This window comes from Bacteroides sp. 1_1_14 (assembly GCF_000162515.1).
GTDB classification, from domain to species: Bacteria; Bacteroidota; Bacteroidia; order Bacteroidales; family Bacteroidaceae; genus Bacteroides; species Bacteroides thetaiotaomicron.
Genome location: NZ_GG774703.1, coordinates 654,388 through 674,443 on the forward strand (window position 1 = coordinate 654,388; position 20,056 = coordinate 674,443).

At 43.6% G+C, this 20,056-nt stretch carries 20 protein-coding genes and 1 pseudogene; 5 read left to right on the forward strand and 16 right to left on the reverse strand.

What is annotated here, in order from left to right; genetic code table 11:
• Positions 1-157 precede the first annotated feature (157 nt).
• Positions 158-1,000 (reverse strand): 50S ribosomal protein L11 methyltransferase, encoded by an 843-nt coding sequence (gene prmA / locus HMPREF9007_RS18465; protein WP_008760610.1) that lies wholly within the window; start codon positions 998-1,000, stop codon positions 158-160.
• A 151-nt stretch (positions 1,001-1,151) separates the two neighbouring features.
• Between prmA and HMPREF9007_RS18460 the strand changes: the two genes are divergently transcribed.
• Positions 1,152-2,450: a hypothetical protein gene (locus HMPREF9007_RS18460; RefSeq protein ID WP_008760611.1), complete on the forward strand. Its 1,299-nt coding sequence runs from the start codon at positions 1,152-1,154 to the stop codon at positions 2,448-2,450.
• A 33-nt stretch (positions 2,451-2,483) separates the two neighbouring features.
• Positions 2,484-4,088 (forward strand): TonB-dependent receptor, encoded by a 1,605-nt coding sequence (locus tag HMPREF9007_RS18455; RefSeq protein ID WP_008760612.1) that lies wholly within the window; start codon positions 2,484-2,486, stop codon positions 4,086-4,088.
• A gap of 147 nt (positions 4,089-4,235) precedes the next feature.
• Here HMPREF9007_RS18455 and HMPREF9007_RS18450 read toward each other — a convergent pair whose 3' ends face one another.
• From HMPREF9007_RS18450 to HMPREF9007_RS18385, 15 genes and pseudogenes are all read right to left on the reverse strand, one after another.
• The gene (locus tag HMPREF9007_RS18450) at positions 4,236-5,015 is read right to left on the reverse strand and encodes a fimbrillin family protein (RefSeq protein WP_008760613.1); all 780 of its coding nucleotides are present in this window, start codon (positions 5,013-5,015) and stop codon (positions 4,236-4,238) included.
• Positions 5,016-5,052: 37 nt separating this feature from the next.
• A complete protein-coding gene (locus tag HMPREF9007_RS18445; RefSeq protein ID WP_008760614.1) occupies positions 5,053-5,523 on the reverse strand; it encodes a nucleoside deaminase in 471 nt (156 codons plus the stop codon).
• 121 nt (positions 5,524-5,644) lie between these two features.
• Positions 5,645-6,631 (reverse strand): Gfo/Idh/MocA family oxidoreductase, encoded by a 987-nt coding sequence (locus tag HMPREF9007_RS18440; RefSeq protein WP_008760615.1) that lies wholly within the window; start codon positions 6,629-6,631, stop codon positions 5,645-5,647.
• A 113-nt stretch (positions 6,632-6,744) separates the two neighbouring features.
• On the reverse strand, positions 6,745-7,647 hold the full coding sequence (locus tag HMPREF9007_RS18435; protein WP_008760616.1) for a hypothetical protein: 903 nt from the start codon (positions 7,645-7,647) through the stop codon (positions 6,745-6,747).
• 24 nt (positions 7,648-7,671) lie between these two features.
• Positions 7,672-8,118, reverse strand: coding sequence for a DUF6108 family protein (locus HMPREF9007_RS18430; protein WP_032813845.1), 447 nt, complete (start codon positions 8,116-8,118; stop codon positions 7,672-7,674).
• Between the two features lie 23 nt (positions 8,119-8,141).
• The gene (locus HMPREF9007_RS18425) at positions 8,142-8,603 is read right to left on the reverse strand and encodes a hypothetical protein (RefSeq protein ID WP_008760618.1); all 462 of its coding nucleotides are present in this window, start codon (positions 8,601-8,603) and stop codon (positions 8,142-8,144) included.
• Positions 8,600-9,121 carry a sigma-70 family RNA polymerase sigma factor gene (locus HMPREF9007_RS18420; protein WP_008760619.1) on the reverse strand — a complete coding sequence of 174 codons (522 nt, stop codon included), beginning with the start codon at positions 9,119-9,121 and terminating at the stop codon, positions 8,600-8,602. The genes HMPREF9007_RS18425 and HMPREF9007_RS18420 overlap by 4 nt, the downstream gene beginning before the upstream one ends.
• A gap of 442 nt (positions 9,122-9,563) precedes the next feature.
• A pseudogene (locus HMPREF9007_RS18415) lies at positions 9,564-10,404 on the reverse strand (transporter substrate-binding domain-containing protein).
• 17 nt (positions 10,405-10,421) lie between these two features.
• Positions 10,422-12,464, reverse strand: a complete 2,043-nt coding sequence (locus tag HMPREF9007_RS18410) for a putative porin (RefSeq protein WP_008760621.1) — start codon at positions 12,462-12,464, stop codon at positions 10,422-10,424.
• Positions 12,465-12,640: 176 nt separating this feature from the next.
• Positions 12,641-13,183: a 2-oxoacid:acceptor oxidoreductase family protein gene (locus HMPREF9007_RS18405; protein ID WP_008760622.1), complete on the reverse strand. Its 543-nt coding sequence runs from the start codon at positions 13,181-13,183 to the stop codon at positions 12,641-12,643.
• 19 nt (positions 13,184-13,202) lie between these two features.
• Positions 13,203-13,967 carry a thiamine pyrophosphate-dependent enzyme gene (locus HMPREF9007_RS18400; protein ID WP_008760623.1) on the reverse strand — a complete coding sequence of 255 codons (765 nt, stop codon included), beginning with the start codon at positions 13,965-13,967 and terminating at the stop codon, positions 13,203-13,205.
• Between the two features lie 12 nt (positions 13,968-13,979).
• Positions 13,980-14,156, reverse strand: coding sequence for a hypothetical protein (locus HMPREF9007_RS25915; RefSeq protein ID WP_008760624.1), 177 nt, complete (start codon positions 14,154-14,156; stop codon positions 13,980-13,982).
• A gap of 10 nt (positions 14,157-14,166) precedes the next feature.
• Positions 14,167-15,249, reverse strand: coding sequence for a 3-methyl-2-oxobutanoate dehydrogenase subunit VorB (locus HMPREF9007_RS18395; protein ID WP_008760625.1), 1,083 nt, complete (start codon positions 15,247-15,249; stop codon positions 14,167-14,169).
• Positions 15,250-15,261: 12 nt separating this feature from the next.
• Positions 15,262-15,489 carry a 4Fe-4S binding protein gene (locus HMPREF9007_RS18390; RefSeq protein WP_008760626.1) on the reverse strand — a complete coding sequence of 76 codons (228 nt, stop codon included), beginning with the start codon at positions 15,487-15,489 and terminating at the stop codon, positions 15,262-15,264.
• A gap of 34 nt (positions 15,490-15,523) precedes the next feature.
• Positions 15,524-15,805 (reverse strand): tetratricopeptide repeat protein, encoded by a 282-nt coding sequence (locus HMPREF9007_RS18385; RefSeq protein WP_008760627.1) that lies wholly within the window; start codon positions 15,803-15,805, stop codon positions 15,524-15,526.
• 292 nt (positions 15,806-16,097) lie between these two features.
• On the opposite strand from HMPREF9007_RS18385, the gene HMPREF9007_RS18380 reads away from it, so the two are divergent.
• The 3 genes from HMPREF9007_RS18380 (at position 16,098) to HMPREF9007_RS18370 (ending at position 19,643) form a co-directional block, all read left to right on the forward strand.
• Positions 16,098-17,651 (forward strand): AAA family ATPase, encoded by a 1,554-nt coding sequence (locus HMPREF9007_RS18380; protein WP_008760628.1) that lies wholly within the window; start codon positions 16,098-16,100, stop codon positions 17,649-17,651.
• On the forward strand, positions 17,641-19,083 hold the full coding sequence (locus HMPREF9007_RS18375) for a hypothetical protein (protein ID WP_008760629.1): 1,443 nt from the start codon (positions 17,641-17,643) through the stop codon (positions 19,081-19,083). The genes HMPREF9007_RS18380 and HMPREF9007_RS18375 overlap by 11 nt, the downstream gene beginning before the upstream one ends.
• A gap of 77 nt (positions 19,084-19,160) precedes the next feature.
• On the forward strand, positions 19,161-19,643 hold the full coding sequence (locus HMPREF9007_RS18370) for a DUF456 domain-containing protein (protein WP_008760630.1): 483 nt from the start codon (positions 19,161-19,163) through the stop codon (positions 19,641-19,643).
• Positions 19,644-20,056: the final 413 nt, after the last annotated feature.

Below are 20,056 nucleotides of genomic sequence, written 5' to 3' on the forward strand. Positions count from 1 at the left end.
CGTACACTACTGGATGAGCATCTGGTATATAACAAGATGAGCATGCCGTACAGCACGAGATGAGCATCTCGTACATCTTATCTTTACTACAAATATATGCTGTCTTTTAAAGATACGTGGTCTGTGTCTTCTTGAAACAGATAAGGAAGATTAATGCTTAATATGTGAACTTCACTGCTGCCCAGCGGTTTTTCTCCTTATGATGTACGAAGGTCAGTCCGTTCTTTTCTGCTTCCCGGCGGATGAAAGGAATGTCGTCCACATAAAATCCACTCATATAAAGTTCCGATCCCGGGTGCAGGCAGGCAACGTATTGCTTCATGTCGTTCAATAGAATATTCCGGTTTATATTAGCGATGATGATATCAAAGGGCCCTTTGCCAACAAGCGATGAGGCATCTCCTTGTGAAACGGCGATGTCGTCTACGTGGTTTAATTCAATGTTCTCAATAGAGTTTCGTACACACCATTCGTCAATGTCGATAGCGATACATGGGCGTGCTCCCCGCATGCGGGCGAGAATAGCTAAGATCGAAGTTCCACAGCCCATATCCAGAAGTGATTTATCTTTCAACTCATTGTCCAGTAACTCCCCGATGATGAGGCTTGTCGTTTCATGATGTCCCGTGCCGAAAGCCATTTGCGGATTGATAACGATATCATAAGTTGCCTGGGGTACATCTTTATGGAAGGTACTATGGATAACACATCGGTTATCGATCACAATCGGCTGAAAGAAATTTTTTTCCCATTCTTCGTTCCAGTCTTTGTCTTCCGCTTCAACGTATGTATAAGTGATCTCCGTATCGGGCAGAGGAAATTCGGTTATTGCATTTTTTATTGTATTTTCATCGCATAATGCCTGTTGTATGTATGCAGTCAGTCCGCCTTCGCTTTCAACAAAACTTTCAAATCCGGCTTCACCTAATACGGCAGCCAGTACGTCATTTACTGTTTCTGTGCATGGACTTGTATGGAATGTGAACTCAAAATACTTCATAGTTGTTTTTAATTTGGTGAATCTTTTGCAAAGATAGTTAGAAATAGGGATTTCCCTATTATCCTTTGGGGAAAATCTCCCTAGAGTGGCGAATCTCTTCCTTATCTTTGTAATGTGAATAAGTTTAAGTAATTACATAAACCGAGATGATATGAAAAAGATTGTTTATTTCTTGCTAATTGCTTTATGCCTCCCTATAGGCTTGATGGCACAAAGCGTTGATGACGACCTTTATTTCGTACCTTCTAAAGACAAAAAGGAGAAGAAAGAAACGACTCCGGAAAAGAAGGAACCGAGAAAGCAAGTCACGACCAACATCTATACATCACCGGGCACTACCGTTGTAGTTCAGGACCGCAAGGGAAAAACACGGGATGTGGATGAATATAACCGCCGTTATGACGCTCGTGAGAATGAATTCGTAATGGAAAATGATACCTTATATATAAAAGAGAAAGCTCAGCCAGACTTGGAAGGAGAATGGGTAACCGGTGAATTTGATGGTTCGCAAGAGGACTATGAATATGCCGAACGTATTATCCGTTTCCGTAATCCACGTTTTGCTATCAGCATTAGCAGTCCACTCTATTGGGACGTTGTTTACGGACCTAATTCATGGAACTGGAATGTATATACTGATGGTATGTACGCTTATGCTTTCCCGACATTTAGTAATCCGCTTTGGTGGGATTGGCGTTACAACTCCTACGGTTGGGGATGGAACTATGGCTGGGGATGGAATCGTCCTTACTATGGTTGGGGATATTACCCGGGTTCATGGGGCGGCTGGTATGGTGGCTACTGGGGTGGCTTCTATGGCGGCGGTTATTGGGGACATCATCACCACTGGGGTGGTGGTCCTAGCTGGGGCTGGGGCGGTGGTCATAGAGACATGCTATACACCAATCGTCGTTCTCCTAACAGGAGTGTTAACCGTACTACCAATGGTACCAGATATACCTCTAACCGTTATCAGTCTTCTCGTCCTTCATCAGTTCGTACATCTTCGAATAGAACAACTTCGGGACGTGTAGTAGGAACCAGAGAGAATAGTACACGGACAGGAGTAAGTACAAGAACTAGTTCTTCTCGCAGAGATACCTATACTCGTCCGAGCAGTACTCGTACCAGCACATCTTCGGGTATGAATCGTAGTAGTAGCACTCGTACTTCTTCTTCAAGAAGTGAAGGTACTTATAATAGGGGATCTTCTTCTAGAAGTAGCGGAACTTATTCAAGAGGAAGTAGTAGTTATACACCTAGTCGCTCTAGTAGCTCTCGAACATATACTCCTAGTAGCAGTAGTCGTTCTAGTAGTTCCAGTTCTTATTCTCCTAGTAGCAGTTCTTCTCGTTCTAGTGGTTCTTCGTATGGAGGCGGAAGTAGTAGCAGTAGTCGTGGAAGTTCTTCCGGTGGTGGAGGTTCAGCTAGAGGCGGTAGCAGGAGATAAAACTATAGCATATAATAATATTTAAGGAAACGTATGAAAAAGAAAATAAATATAGCTGCACTTGCTCTTATTATGGTGGCAAGTGCAAGCGCCCAGACAATATACGATGGTGCTAAGTTTACGCAGAAGGATTTGAATGGAACTGCCCGTTTTGTAGGAATGGGAGGAGCAATGGGCGCACTAGGAGGAGATATTTCTACTATGGGGACAAATCCGGCTGGTATTGGTATATATCGTAGTAATGATATAATGGGAACTTTCGGCTTTTCTTCTTTTGGTTCGGAGAGTAAATATGAAGGATCAAAGTTTAATGTTGATAAGACTCGTGGATCATTTGATAATATAGGATTTGTGTTTTCTTCTAAAATTGGAAATCAGACCGCTTTGCGTTATGTGAATTTTGGATTCAGTTACACTCGTTCCAAGTCATTTGATAAGTATATGACAATGGAAGGTTTGATTAATCTGGGACCTGGAGGAACAATTCTTTCTCAGACTAATCAAATGACGAATCAAGCGAACACTATGATTAAAGCGAATGGTGACTTTATCAGTAAGTTAGCTGATGATAAGATTAATCTGTTTACTGATAGTCAGACTGGCTGGCTGGCTGCTATCGGCTGGAATGGATATTTATATAATGAAAATGAAGATAAAAATGGCTATATAGGTTATTTACCTCAACCATATTCATGGTATGATGGACATGAAAAAGGAGGAATCAATCAGTATGATTTTAATGTTGCTTTTAATATAAGTGATCGTGTTTATTTAGGATTGACCATTGGTGCTTACGATGTTAATTACTCAAAGATTTCTACTTATGGAGAGGAGTATGGGGAATATATTGTAGAAAATGTGAATTATGGTACTCCAAGTTATGAAATGACTACTGAGAATAAAATAGATGGTTCAGGTGTGGATTTTAAGTTTGGAGCTATCGTGCGTCCATTTGAAGACTCTCCATTCCGTATTGGTGTTTCTGTTCATACTCCTACATTTTATAATTTGAAAATTAAAACGAATGTTAGAGCAGTGACATATACCCCTGATTTTGACTCTAAAAAATTAAGTGAGGCTGTTGTAGATTCTTATGATTTTACGAATGGTGTTGATTATGGATATGACTTCCGTTTCCGTACACCATGGAAATATAATCTAAGTCTTGGGTATACTTATGGATCATCTTTCGCTATTGGAGCAGAATATGAATATCAGGATTACTCCGCTATGCATTTTAGTTATTCGGATGGAGAAGCAATGGGATGGCAGAATCCTACAGCAAAAGAAATGTTGAAAGGTGTGAATACTTTCCGTATCGGTGCTGAGTGGAAAGTTATTCCTCAATTTGCTTTTCGTTTAGGCTATAATTATATGTCAGCAGCATTCAAAAAAACAGCTTTTAAAGATTTGAGCTACAATTCAATTAATACGGATACGGATTTTGCGAATGCAAAAGCAAATAATAATTATACATTAGGTATCGGTTATAGAGGATCGACTTTTTACGCAGACTTAGCTTATATGTATAGTACTTATAAGGAAGATTTCTATCCATTTGATGATGGAGCTTTAAAAAAGACTGATGTGACGAATAGCCGTAGTAAAGTGATGATGACTTTAGGTTTACGCTTTTAATTAGAAACTGTTTTCAATTTCAATAATAACTTTTGTGTGTTAGAGTCCCTGGAATGCTGAGTGTCTACAGCGGTTCCAGGGATTTCTTTTATTTATGTAATGCAAGATCAAGTGCAATCTTCTTATCTGTACAATGGAACATTACCATCAATAATACCGCCTCCGAATTTTTTTTGATAATCTGACAGAAAGTGTGCTTCCGGCTTTTAAATCAAGATCTTCCACTGCACTGATCTTCTGAGTGACTCCTCCGACAGTGATCGTTCCTATTTCCTCTCCAGCATTGATCTTTTGCGGGAGAACATTGGTAGTAACGCCTTCGGATACTTTCTTTACTTCGATATTCTCTGACAGCGCATTTTCGTTGATTTCTATGGTACCGTTCAATAAATCCTGCGTACCTTCGTTTTTCAGGCTGAGCTCAACTTTAGCTTCGCCTTCATACGGACGATCGTTCTCATCAAGTATAATAACCGGCACGGTCATTCGTTTGAATTTCAGCGATACATTCTGGCTGCCCGGAGCTGCTTCCGCTGTTCCGAACAAGTGCTCCTGACCTCCTTTTAAATAGCGTTTGTTACCGCCTGATCTGGTAGCGGCTTCGTCTGTCAATGCAGGATAGTGGGCGTAGAAGGTTACTGTGCCTGTGGCAGTTCCTATTTCGTTCCATGCGCGGCTGTCTTTGCCAACAATAAACGGAGTATAGTCCTGACCAGAGGCAGCCATGGAGATAACTTCTCCTGTAGTGATGCTATTTCTGGCAGGGAACAGATCATTGCTGGTACGGGTGAGCGGGTCAGAGAGAGCGTCGTCGATAGAGATAGAGAAGTTGGTTGCTTCTTTACTTGTTTCTTGCAGTTCATCCTGTTGCTGACAACTGAACAAACATCCTGCGGCTAGAAGAATCAAAAAGTTTTTTCTTTTCATTTTACTAAGTATTAGTGAGTTTAAGTGAGATTAGATGCTAATATTCTACTTTGTCTTCTTTGGACATCCAGGCTTCGAAGGCTGTAATGGCTTCGTTGTGCAATAATACTTCCGAGGGAAGTTTTCTGTCGGCAGGTTTTAGAGCCAGCTCATCATAAATAAAGGAATCGTCGAAACCGATGTTTTTGGCATCTGTTTTGTTGTTCCCATAATACATTTTGTCCAGTCGTGCCCAATAGATGGCACCCAGACACATCGGGCAAGGTTCGCATGAAGTATAGATTTCGTATCCGCTGAGGTTGAATGTTCCCAGTTTCGCGGCTGCGGCACGTATGGCGCTAACTTCGGCATGAGCAGTGGGATCACATGAAGAGGTTACTCTGTTGACTCCTGTAGCTATAATTTCTCCTTCTTTTGTTGCAATGACAGCTCCGAACGGGCCTCCACCATTAGCAACATTTTCCTTCGAAAGCTCTATTGCTTTCCTCATTAGTTCTTCTTTGGTCATAGTTATAAAAAATAAATATCGTTAGTTTTGCTTTTATTGCTACCTTTCGCAAATATAAAGAAAACTAACGATAGAATATAGTGATTAAATTATTTTAAGAAACAAACGAGGGAGCTTTATCTTAGAGCTTCCCTAATATTTTGTCCATTACCCAGTTAGTCAAGGTAGCACTTTCTCCGTCGCATGAGCAGACTGACTTACCGAGCAGATGATCTACTACTGCCTGAATAAGAGGTTGTTGAACATGCTCAGGATTACCGATACAGATTTCCTCCCGGCCGCGTTCGGTGTGCAGACCAATCGGCTCGTACGTAAAGACAGAGAAGCAGATCATACCTTTATCTCCGATAATTTCGATGCGGTCTTCGCGGGCGGAATCATGGGCAACAAAGCACCATGAACCACTGCCGACCAATCCGTTGTCGAACTGGAAGCAGGCGCTCAGCGTATCTTCGGCAGGATAAAGCCCTCCACGATTGCTCTTATATCCGCTGGCTTCGAGGATGCAGCCGAACATATCTTGCAGCAAGTCGATCTGATGCGGGGCGAGGTCATAGAAGTAACCGCCACCGGCAATATCAGCCTGTACACGCCAAGGAAGATTTTCACGGTTGTAATCCAAATCACGTGGCGGCTGTGCAAAGCGGACTTGTACGTTGATGACATTACCGATAGAACCGTTCTCTACCATTTCTTTCACTTTCTGAAAGTAGGGGAGATAGCGGCGGTAATATGCGACGAAACAGGGAACACCCGTTTCCTTAGAAATACGGTTGATACGTGTACACTCCTCATAAGTGACAGCCATTGGTTTTTCAATATAGGCAGGCTTGCCTGCTTTCATAGCCATAATGGCGTATGTAGCGTGTGAAGAAGGAGGAGTGGCGATATAAATGGCATTTACTTCCGGATCGTCTATCAGTTCCTGAGCGTCATCATACCATTTTCTGATCCCTCTTTCTTTTGCATAAGCCTTTGCTTTGGCGCCGTCGCGGCTCATTACAGCTACTACTTCAGAATGTTCTACCTTTTGAAAGGCGGGGCCACTTTTGGTTTTGGTTACTTCTCCGCAGCCGATGAAGCCCCATTTAATCATCTTTTCACTCATAATATACCTATTGTGCTTGTTTTAACAACTCCCAAAGATAAAGCTATTTTTTATTAAGAACAACTTTATTGATTGTTAACTGTCAGAAATAGGTAAGGGTCTGAGTATTTACTTTACCAGTACCAGCATACACCGAAAGAGAACGGATAAAGTTCGGGACCTTTGTTCTTCTCAAAGAGGCCGTAGGTGGAGTAACGCATATACACTCCTAAATCTGCATAACCGGCTTGTGCAAGTAAGTTGATACCTAGCGGGCGCCCGTTCAGTCCCTTGTCAATCGTCTTCTTCGATCCATTGACTTTGGCTTTGGATCTGAATCCGTGACGTATTTCGGCTTCGGGACCTACAGCAAAAAACAAAGGACCTTTGCCGTTGAGCCGTGTTTGCCATTCGATAGAGAGCGGAATGCGGAAGTAGAAATAGCGCAGACGGCTTTTGCTGTACTCTGTAGGTTCTTCTGCCTCCATGCCGGAATAAATTTCGGTCACTCCGTCTATTTCACGAAAAGCATCATTGCCGTCAAGGCGCATACTGCGGTATCCCCATCCCAGTCCGATGGTGATCCCCCAGTTATAGGTAGGTGCAAAGGCGTGCGAACCGGTAAACAGATTGCCGCCTATCTCCCATGAATGACTGGTGTTGAGGTCGGCACCGTTCGACGGATTGAATGAGAGGAAGTCATTGGATAGTCGGGTGTAGCCGATGTAGAATCCGCCGGCATGTGGTTCGAACCTGTTTCTCTTGTTGTTTTTCTTCGAGAAGGGGAGAGCGCTCAGCACGGTACGGCTTTCCGTACTCTGCCCGTTCAGATAGACTCCTTCGAAGATTTGCGCGTTCGTTATCGTATCTCCGCCGGATGCGCTTTCGTAGAGTTTCACTTTAATCTTGTCGCCTTGTTCCTTGATCACGATCTTCCGTTCGTTGACGTAAAGTGTTGTATCCTGCGGTGTACTTTCATTTTGTGCCATGCCGCTCATTGGAGCTATCATGAGCCATAGTAATAATAGTTTTTTCATATCAGTATTTCTTTATCTGTTTTTTTATTCTTTCTTCATGAATAACATGGTGATCAGGTCGTCGGCATCCAGTTCTCCTTCGATATAGATAAGGGTAGCCGAATCTTTCTTTCCGGTTTTGAAGAGGATAAAGCGGTTCACATCCTCCTTGAGCTGGGGAAGCTGGTAATAGCCGGACTTGATTTGCCCGTTGGAAACCACTTCTTTCACCTTCTTTGCTTTCTTCTTGTCGGCTTCCAGGCAACGGAGAATCGTAGGTAGTGCATCGCTGGCATCCTTGAACACAAGACTTTTATAGAGAGTCATCTGGTAAGTTTCCAGCATTTCATTGGATAGCTCTACCATAGTTACCCCTTTTTGCTTTCCGTACTTCTGAAAGACGGTAGCAATCTGTAGTCCCTGTTGGGCGGCCGCATGGGCGGCGAATGTAAGTAACAGGGTGATTAGTGTGGTACGAATGATTTTATTCATCATAATTATATGCTGTTTTTATATTATTCATCAAATAAAGTAGCGAATACTTCCTCCTCGCTGAGGCTGACGTCACGAAAGGCGACCATCGCCTGTTCACGGATTAAATGAACGTCCGTATATTCCTTACCGTCAATGATCACATAGTTGGCCGGTGCAGGGGATAGATGACGGTAGATACCGGAGATGCCCACCAGTAGCAGGATGGCGGCAGCGGCAGCACTGAGACTGTAAGTCAGATACTGTCTGACCGTTTTTGTCTTTTTCTCGAATGGAGCGAGTTCCGGCATCTCGGCGGCATTACCTTTACCGGAGATTTCCGCAAGTTCCTTCTGTTCCGCTTCGAAGAAAGCGAACATCGGGCGATATACCTCCAGATGTTCCGGTACGAGCCCTTCGGCAAAGAAACGTCGTAGTCTGCGTTCTTCTTCGCAAGTGGTTTCTCCTTCGAAATATTTGTTTAGCAAGGTTTCTATATCTTTCATGCTTTGTTCCTCCTTTTTCGTTCTTGTATCGTTTGCAAATAGACTTCCCTTACTTTCTTGCGGGCCCTCGACAGATTACTGCGGATGGCTTCTGCGTTGCAGCCGGTGATTTCGGCAATCTCTTCCGTCTCGTACTCTTCGATGTCTTTCATGCGGATAATCGTTCGTTGCAGCGTAGGCAGGGAGTCGATAATTTCCCGCATCAATCTGAACTCATCTTTCTCTTCCAGCAGTCGCTCCGGAGTAGCCGAAGGGGTGGGAGCCTGTACACGGTCGAGTGATAGAGTGTCCGGTCGTTTGGCACGCCACATATCCATGCAGAGATGATGCGTCATGGTCATGGCTACGGCTTCGATACTTCTGTACTCGTCTAGCTTCTGGCGCAGATTCCACAGCTTCAGCATGACTTCCTGTACGGCATCTTCCGCATCCGAAGGATCATCTGTCATCCTTCGGGCGTAGTTCAGCAGCTTGTCTCGAAGGGGTACAACGGTTATTTTAAATTGTTTCAGTTCCATTTACACTGATAAGACGGTGGCGGATTAAAAACGTGACATCGAAAAGGGAATTTTTGTCAAAAGTAGAGCAAATTTTTGTCAAGAGCAACTTTATTGATTGTTAACTCTTGGGAGCTGTCCGGAAACAGAGCTTCTGTTTTGGGAGAACAAAGCATCGGTTTATGGATAACAAAGCATCTGATTAATCATAACAAAGCATCTAATTAGTCATAAGATACTATGTTAAGTATGGTAACAAACGAGGTAAAACGGACTAAGCTCGGGGGTAAAATGAGCAAAAAGCTGGGAAAAAGGCTGATTTTCATTCATTGTAACAAAAAGAAAGGAGGGAACTGCGATTCCCTCCTTTACGTGTAGTTTAACTGAAACTACTTTATGATTACGTTGACAAAGATACGACATTCAAATGCGAAAGTCAAGTCTTCGGCGTATTATTTTTTATCTATTTATCACCATAGTATTTCCGGTAAATCTTTTGATACTCTTTTTCTTTTTGGTAATTTATCCAGCCATGTATTCAAACTATCGAGCAATGCGGGTGATTGCTTGCTGACTGCCCATGAGTAGAATTGAGTAAAACTGATTGCGGTATTGATATCTACCTGAGGCAATGAATCTGCCACTGCACGGGCAATGCTTTCATCACAGACGGCATAATCGATATCTCCATGAGCAACTAACGAAATCAACTGCTCTGAACCGTATTTCTCTATTTCCTTTATATAAATAGTATCTCCGATTTCATTTCCCAGATTCTGAATACGTAGAATAGAAGGCGAGCCTTTTACCACATGAAGTGTCTTTTGGGCAAGGTCCAATTGGTTTCGGATATAAAGTGAATCATTCTCCCCGTTCGCTTTTCGTTGCACCAGCACCTGCTTGTTGAGTATGATGGGGGAGGTGAGAAGCAGAGAATCTTTCAGTTCGCTGGTTGCCAGTATTCCGTATGCTATGACATCGTAGCGTCCGTCGCTTAATCCTCTCAGCCGTTCGTCGAAGCTCATGACAGGAGTGATTTCAGTTTTCAGCCCCTTGTCACGTGCGAACGCTTCTATCAGTTCATAATGGAATCCGGAGACAGTGTCACTGTCTACATAAAAACTGATTGAATTATATTCGGTGGCTACATGCAGGATGCCTTCTTTGGCGATGGCTGCGTAATCACGCGGATGCCCCAGAGGTTTTTCTTGTTTACCGCAATAGCGGACAGAGAAGATAAGTGCCAATACAATGACTACCGGCAACAGATATCTGAATAGTCTCAATTTCGGGCGCGTTTTCATAAGCCATAGAAGTTTTGTTAATCATAGAAGTTCCATGAAAGTCCGAATTTCAGCACACGTGGGTTAATGGGGTAATGAGGTGCCAGGAAGTAATTAGGTTTGCTCATTCCCTGATTGACGTGATACATCATCACATAGAAACGGGTACGTTTCAAATGTAAGTTAGCATAAACATTCACTATCGGATAACCGCCTATCTCTACTTTACCTTCTTCCGGTTGCAGGTAGAACTGCTGTGTAGCAGGCATATAGGCCGGAGCATCATATTTAGTGAAGTAACGTACATCAGCACCTAATTGTACACTCAATACTTTTTTCGCCAGTTTGAACTGCATATAGAAGTTATGATACAGCGAAAGTTCCGGCAATGGAAGTACAGCCTGATCACTGGATTTCTGCCAGATCACTTCATTGTCCAGATGGAAGATTCCCACTTTGAAATCCTGATTGAAGCAAGCTGATACTACTTGCAAGCTACCACCTTTTTGTTCCGGTAATGCCTGCTGGTTGAAATAAGTATAGTTCTTTATATTTTCAACGCCGGCTCTTAAGCGGGTCCCCCAATTAGCTATGCTCAGCTCGCCTTCGATACGGGTGCGGAATTCCTTATCCATATCATCATCCCACCAAAAATGTTTGGAGTGGTAATGACGCATGTAGAATGGAGCAAGTTTATTACTGATTTCTCCGCGTGCAATCACACTGACGGTATCTTTCCATAAAGGGATATTTAAGTCGATATCTCCTTTGACATCAAACTGTCCGATAGCCTTTCCTGCCATTCCCACTTCACCGATTGCATGATAATGAAGAAAGTTTCCCTGTTTTTTAGTCAGTTCGCCACCGATATAGATTTCTGTCTCATTGTATTTATCCTGCTTTAGCGGGTCTAGGCTCATTAATGAATATTTGCTCAGCTTATGTGAGGCAAAGGCTGTCAATCCGGCTTTTGCATATTTGTTGAAGCCTTCGAGCAAAGCAATACCTATGGTATTCTTGACTCCGATATAGACAGTACTGTCTCTGACGAATGTATTCTCTTTATCAAGGAGAGTTTGCTTGTAATAGTTTTCTACATTATCATCCGAACGGAAATTATGGCGCGAACGTTCTACCTGAATGGTATGTATAAAGCTGGTGACCGGAACAAATTCCTGTTTGGCAGGCATCGTATCATTTTCTGCCTGTGGAATATCCCGGTGGAATCCCAGATTATAGCGTTGTGTCAGAAAGACATAGAAGTCATGGTTACGGTTGGCACTGGCATTGAGTACGGTAGGGATATTGACAGATTCATATTCTTTTCTTCCTTCTGCCATTTCTTCCGGTGCGGTAATGTATCGGTCGTCAGTGATACCACCGTTCTCATTCGTTTTCAGATAGTTGTTGCTATAGATTCCCTGCACCTGATAGCGGTCGCCAATGTAACTACCGAAAAGCGCGGCATTAAAATAAGAAGTATTTTGATTATTATAGTAGCCTCGGCCATACAGATAATCAATATTAAAGCCGAAAGCCAGCTTCTTGTTTACATTGACTGAAAAATAAGATTTGAAACGTTCTTCTCCATTTTGCTTATTTCCGGCCTTGTGATAGGTCAGGTTAGTATAAGGAACATTACTATTCGTAAAGTTAAATTCCGTCGGGCGAATGAAAAAGCTGGAGAAAGGCTCCATAAAGATGGTTGGCTCCGGATAACGACGCTCAAAGAAGATACGCGACAGACGCGGTGAACCTAGGTTGGCCAGATAATTATAATGTCCGGTGATTCCTTCTGTAAGATTTGTATTCTGAAAGTGATGATAAGTTGTATCTGCCGGAATCATTGTCCGGTCGCCCAATTGATTTTTAATGCGCCACATGTAGAGTGTAGGTGGCAATCCCTGTACTTCAACATTGGCACTATCCAGTTTGTCCGGAATCATGGCAGGGTCTACCTGATTACCATATTGGTCGCGTCCGTTCTCGTCGATTTGTTGGCGGGCAGGGTTGAGCTGTGCATGGATAGCACTCAGTCCTACAACGGAGAATAATATATATAATAGTAAGATTCGTCTCATAATTGGAGGCAAAGATACAGGAAAAAATGACAATTGACAATTGACAATTAACAATTAACGTCTGTATGCGTTATTTTGCCATTTTATGTCAATTGTCAATTACCAATTATTGTGTCATAACCGTTAATTGTCAATCATTGCCAATTATCAATTGTCAACTGTCAATTGTCAATTATTTAGACTTCATGGATTAATTCCATTCCTTTTTTGATCGCTTCCTCGTTCATAGGAATCAAGTGGTGATGGCGTTCCGGAAGAGTTTTCTTCAATCCTTTGATGACGTTTTCCAGAGTTACGATAGGACGGAGTTGCAGTAAACCGCCAAGTACGATCATATTGAAGGCTTTCGCATTATTCATTTCGTTGGCAGCATCCATTGCGTCGATGCGATATACTTTGATATCCTTGCGGGTAGGAGGGTTGATAATCCCATATCCGTCATAGATCAGGATACCGCCCGGCTTTACTCTGCTTTCAAACTTTTCCAGTGAAGGCTGGTTCAGTATGATCGCCGTATCATATTTACTCAGGATCGGTGAAGAGATTTTGTCATCGCTGACAATCACTGTCACATTGGCTGTTCCGCCTCGTTGTTCAGGACCGTATGCCGGCATCCAGCTCACTTCTTTTCCTTCCATCAGTCCGGAATAAGCCAGAATCTTACCCATGGACAATACGCCTTGTCCACCGAATCCAGCAATAATTATTTCTTCTTTCATTGTTCTGTTGACTTTTGCGTTATTCTTTATCTTTTAAATCACCCAGCGGATAGAATGGGAACATATGTTCTTCCATCCATTTATTTGATTTTTCCGGAGTCATCTTCCAGCCGGAGCTACAAGTTGATACGATTTCTACCAGATTGGAACCTTTGCCGTTCATCGAATTTTCGAATGCCTTGCGTATTGCTTTCTTGGCTTTGCGGATGGCGGGCACTGATTGTACCGACTGACGGGTAACGTAAGCAGTTCCTTCCAGTTGGGCGGCAATCTCGGTTATCTTCAATGGATAGCCGTGTAGTTCGACATCACGTCCGTAAGGACAAGTAGAACTCTTCATGCCTACCAGAGTCGTCGGAGCCATTTGTCCGCCGGTCATACCGTAGATAGCGTTATTGATAAAGATAATAGTAATGTTTTCGCCACGGTTCAGTGCGTGGATTGTTTCGGCGGTACCGATACAGGCCAGGTCACCGTCACCCTGATAAGTGAAAACGAGACGGTCGGGCCATAAGCGTTTGATAGCCGTAGCTACTGCAGGTGCACGTCCGTGAGCGGCTTCCTGCCAGTCTATATCCAGATAGTTGTAGGCGAAAACTGCGCATCCTACCGGAGAGACTCCCACCGTTTTTTCTTCCATGCCCATTTCCTCAATGACTTCGGCAACGAGCTTGTGTACCACGCCGTGACTGCAACCCGGGCAGTAGTGCATGGCATTATCATTCATCAGAGTCGGTTTTTTATAAACCAGATTCTCAGGTTTGATTATTTCTTCTTTAGTCATAACTTCTTCTCCTTATCTGTTGGTGAACCGTATAAAAAACTCCATCAGCTTGACAAAGATTGCCGCGCCGCATACGTAGATAAACATTTTAAAATCTTCCTTTCCTACTACAAAGTAGACAATGATAGCGGCAAGTGCCAATATCATGAAAAGGATGTTCAATACGTTTCTTATTTTATCGGGATTCATCGTCGTTTCGTTATTTGATTATTTTTTCTTCCAGAGCAGTTACAATTTCATCCGGATCGGGAACAATACCGCCGAGACGTCCGAAATGTTCTACTTTTACTTTACCATTGACAGCCAGGCGGACATCTTCGATCATCTGTCCGGCATTCAATTCTGTAACGAGCATACCTTTCACTTTGTCAGCGTAAGCGGCAATGGCTTTGGTCGGGAACGGCCACAAAGTGATGGGGCGAAGAATACCTACTTTGATTCCTTTTTCGCGGGCGAGTTCCATTGCTTTCTGACCGATACGTGCCATGGAACCGAAAGCTATGATCAGATATTCTGCATCTTCGCAGTTGATTTCTTCGAAGCGTACTTCGTTTTCCTCAATCTGTTTGTATTTAGCCTGGAAACGGATGTTGTTGATTTCCATTGCTTCCGGCTTCAGTTCGAGTGAAGTAATAATATTCGGTTTACGACCTTTCGCTTTTCCGGTAGCAGCCCACGGACATTGTTCGATAACTTCTGCATCGGTGCGGCGTGGCTTCTGTGCAGGAAGAACTACTTTTTCCATCATCTGTCCGATTACACCGTCGGCAAGGATAATAGCCGGATTACGGTATTTGAAAGCAAGTTCGAATCCGAGTGCAACGAAATCCGCCATTTCCTGTACGGATGCCGGAGCAAGGGCAATCAGTCTGTAGTCACCGTGACCGCCTCCTTTCACTGTCTGGAAGTAGTCCGCCTGACTCGGCTGGATGGTTCCCAATCCGGGACCGCCGCGCATTACGTTTACAATCAGACAAGGAAGTTCGGCACCTGCGATGTAGGAGATACCTTCCTGTTTCAGACTCACGCCGGGACTTGAGGAAGAGGTCAATACCATCTTTCCACTACCTGCGCCTCCATATACCATATTGATAGCTGCCACTTCACTTTCTGCCTGGAGAACTACCATGCCGGTTGTTTCCCACGGTTTCAGTTCGGCAAGCGTTTCCAGTACTTCCGATTGGGGAGTAATAGGATATCCGAAGTATCCGTCCGCACCGCAACGGATAGCTGCGTGGGCGATGGCTTCGTTTCCTTTCATTAATACAACTTCTTCTGCCATATTCTTTTTCTTTTATTCTACTTTTACTTTATACACTGAGATACATCCGTCGGGACAAACCATTGCACACGAGCTGCATCCGTTGCAGGTATCTTCTTTTACTTGCCAGGCATAGTTATAGCCTTTCATATTCACCTCTTTGTTGAGGGCGATTACATCGAGCGGACACGCTACTACACATAGGTTGCATCCTTTGCAACGCTCCGTGTCGACTACGATTGCTCCTTTAATTTTTGCCATAATCTCTATTTTATTACGTTATCTTTGAATTCGGTTATTGATTATACATATCTTTGTGGTAGAAATTCAGGATATCTATCGCCATTGTTCTGGCTTGAACAGCGGGGCTGTTGGGATTAAGATCGATAGCATACTGGTAGTTATCCAGCGCCTGCTTCCAATCTCCTTTTTTTCGGTAGGCATTTCCCCGTAAATAGTAGAGCATATCTTTATCTTTCTCGACAGAATCGTCTTGGAGAAGTTGGTCCAGTTGCTTGATTGCTATGTCCACATCCCCTTGATTGATAAGCTCTTTTAGGTTGTCTATTTGCTCCATTTTCTTTCGTCTTTCGGGATTCTGAATCGCAAAGATAGTTTTTATTTATGTAAATGGGGGAAAATGAGAAAGGAAATTTACCTCCTTTTGTTTTTATTGCATATTGGGTGAATAAATAATCAATATTAAATATGCCTTAAGATAATTCTTGAGTATAAAAGACAGAATTAGAGAAGAGGTATTTATGTTAATGACAGGTAAAACCGTATATTTGCAAGCCGTTTATCTGCAAACAATGCATAGGCGGTAAGGTGAATAACATCTTTATTTATGTGCAGAATCAAAGAATAATATGGAAATAAAAGAACGTATACAGTTGCTGCTGTCCGAAATGAACAGGGGGGTATATGAGAAAGAGGCTGAAATCGGTTTGTCTTTGCTGGCTGCTTTGGCTGGCGAAAGTATTTTGTTGCTGGGACCTCCTGGGGTGGCAAAGTCGATGGTGGCCCGTCGGTTGAAGAGAGCTTTCGTAGATGCAAGGGCATTTGAATACCTGATGTCTCGTTTCTCCACACCTGATGAGATCTTTGGTCCGGTGAGCATCAGCCGTCTGAAGGAATTGGATAAATATGAGCGTGCTGTGGACGGGTATCTGCCTACAGCGGATGTCGTGTTTCTGGATGAAATATGGAAAGCCGGTCCGGCTATTCAGAATACGTTACTGACGGTCATCAATGAAAAGCTGTTTCGGAATGGAGATACGGAACTGAAACTTCCGTTGAAGCTGCTGGTGGCTGCCAGTAATGAACTGCCTACGCAGGGCGAAGGACTGGAAGCCTTGTGGGACCGTTTCTTGATTCGCATTATCAGCACTTGCGTGAAACAGGAGGAAGCGTTCTATCAAATGTTGCTGGACGATGGTGACGAAGAAGAACAGGAAGCATGTCGGTGGCAGATTTCGGATGAGGAATATGCCGGATGGCAGAAAGAGATACGGCAGATCAAGGTATCTGCCGAAGTCCTGTCCTGCATCACAGAAATCCGTAAGAACCTGGAGAAAGTCGAGATTCAAGACTCGGAAGTACATCGGAATGTCTATGTGAGTGACCGTCGCTGGAAGAATATCGTGAAGCTGCTGAAAGCTTCTGCTTTCATTCATGGTCGGAAGGAAGTCTGCCTGACAGATTTATTACCTGTTTACCACTGCTTGTGGAATGAACCGGAAGAGTGTGCGGATATCCGGCAGATCGTTGTCCGTGCGCTGTTTGTTCCTTATGTGAAGGAGATAGCCGCTATCAACTTATCATTAAAGTCGGACCTGAAAGTGAGCCGCGTGCGTGAAGCATTGGAGAAAGCCCGTCAGAAAGGTGACCGCAGAGACGATGATTTGATGATCATCGATCATTTCTACTATCAGATAGAGAATCATGGCACGGGAAATACCTACATATTTATTGTGGATTATAAGAATCTGAAAGAATACAGTCCGAAGGATGTTCCTGCGACAGGAGTCATGTATGCCGATCCGCTGAATCCGAAGCGGACGATTATACGTACTTTTTCGGATGCCACCAAAATGAAGGAACAAGGTGCCGAAAGGGTGACACTTTACAGGGATGAGAAGAATCTTTATATCAATGGTGTCCGCTTTCCGATGCGTCGGCTGAAGAGGGGAGAGCAACAGCAGTTGTGGCTGGGCAATATGACTCTCACCGACCGGGATTATGAGACGGAGTTGGAGACAGCCCATGACCGGATTGAGAAATTAGTAAAAGACTTGTCTGAGAATATTTTTATTTCCGAAGAAGATAAAAAAGGGGTGGCACAATATGTGGCGACCCTTCGTAAAGAGATTGCATGGGCACGTGTGGATGTCCGTAAACTGAGATACGGCGATGAGTCTTAGATATGATGCTGCATTTTATGTGCAGGTGCTGGATAAGTATGTAGCGACCGGAGAGTGTGCGGAGGCGGATAACGAACCGCTGTACGCTTACCTGCTTTCCGTCATGAACGATCCGATGATAAAGATACAAGTCCTGAGTGATGAACTTTGTGCCCGAATCTTTTACGATGCAATGAGCCAGTTTATCCGTCTGAATCTGGAAAAGCAAAAGTACAATATGCAGAAAAGCCAGTCGGAACAGCAAGGAATGGAACTTGTGCTGGAATGGTCCGATACCAAGCGGAAAGACGGGTGGCAGGCTTTACTACAGGAGGTTGCCGACAAACATGAAGGCAATGGTTTCGACAAGGCATTTTATCAGGGGCAGTTCGGCAATGAAGGGAAATATGCGGATGAGGAAGTCTGGGAGAGGATGGTGGACGACTGGAAAGAGGCTTTCCAACGGGATTTGCAGGAGCAAAAGGAAAAGGAGATAGAACAGCGCAAAGATGATTTCGAACGCAGACTTCATGCCAATCTCAGGAATATCCCCGGATATATCCGGCAAAATAACATAGAGAAAGACGAGTTCTATCAGGCTTGGGGCTTGATGAGCGGTATGTGGAATACGGTGGATTTTGAGCGGATACGCAAAATCGTCCGCATTCAGAAAGAATATCCGGAAGTGGTCAAGGTTGCCAATAAGATGGGGCGTATGGCTGACGATGAAGGACAGGAGCAGCTACATGTCGCGCAGGGGAATGTATATAAGATGGAGCATTCTTCTAAAAGTGACATTTTGGGTATCACAGTAGGGAATGACCTGAACGCATTGCTTCCTACAGAACTGGCGCATTGTGCCGATGATGAGCTGGAAGACTTGTTTGTCTATAAATATGTTACCCGAAAACTTCAGACCTTCCGCTATAAATCCGAGATCATGCAACCGGCACGGCGACTGGAAATAAAGCCTGCTACGCAGAAAGGACCGATGATAGTCTGTCTGGACACTTCCGGAAGCATGGTCGGGAAACCGGAAAAGATTGCATATTCGCTGCTGATTAAAATATTGGAAATAGCTGACAGGCAACGTCGGGACTGTTTCCTGATTGCCTTTTCTGTATCCATCAATCCGATTGATGTGCGGAGAGAGAGGGCGCGGCTGCTTGAATTTTTCTCCACCACCTCTTGTGGAGATACGGATGCTACCCGAATGCTGCAAGCTATCTTCCGGTTGCTTCAGTCAAAAAAGGAGTATATGAATGCGGATGTGTTATGGATCAGTGATTTTAAGATACCTTTATCCGTGCCGGAACTGACTGACAAGATGCTGGAATATAGAAAAGTGGATACGCATTTCTACGGTCTGCAACTTGGGATTGCGGAGAATGAATGGAGTCCTTTCTTCGACCGTATTTATAGAATTGATTATACTCCTTCCCGACGTTACTGATTGTTTTTTGGAGGATTCGGTTTATTTGCTTAAATTGCCACCGGATATAAAGTACATCTTTCAAATGCAATAAAACGATGTTAGATATTATTCTGATTATACTAGGTGTGTTATGCCTCATTACCGGACTGATGGGATGTATTCTTCCCTTTCTACCCGGTCCTCCCGTTGCTTATTTGGGATTGGTCCTTCTTCATTTTACGGATAAGGTTCAATACACTACCACACAACTTATTGTATGGCTGCTGATTGTTCTTGTCGTGCAAGTCTTGGACTACTTCACCCCTATGCTTGGCAGCAAGTATAGCGGTGGTAGCAGATGGGGCAATTGGGGATGTATCATCGGGACCCTTATCGGCCTTCTTTTCCTGCCTTGGGGAGTGATTTTCGGTCCGTTCTTGGGAGCAGTTATTGGCGAATTGCTAGGGAATAAAGAGTTTTCTCAAGCACTTAGATCGGGGGTAGGATCATTGATTGGATTTCTACTGGGAACATTCCTGAAATTTGTAGTTTGTGGCTATTTCTGTTATCAGTTTATAGTCGGGTTTATTCGATCATAGAATTCGTTTTGTACGGATTTGAATTATAAGTTTTTGCTTCTTTTCGGAACAAAAAGGGGCAAAACTCGACCTCGCCAACAAAGAAACGACATTCCGTATTCAGTCCTTTCAGCCTTGTCCGCAAATGCCCAGTCAGAAGGGGATAGCGGCTGAAGGGGGCATTTTATACCCTGTCTTTAGGAGCTTCTGAACGGTGCAAGTGGCTTCAGTCCCTTCAGCCTGAAAAATAATCCATTCGAACGTCGGTAGTTACTGACTTAATAGAGCCTGTGTTTATCTCAAACAAAGGTTCTGTTTGGAATAAACACAGGCTCTGTTTGAGGTAAACAGACCTTCTGTTTTTTATCTGAACTATTGGTTAGTTTATTGATTTGAAGTAAGCCAGTATCCCCACCAATCTTACCCTCGGTGTT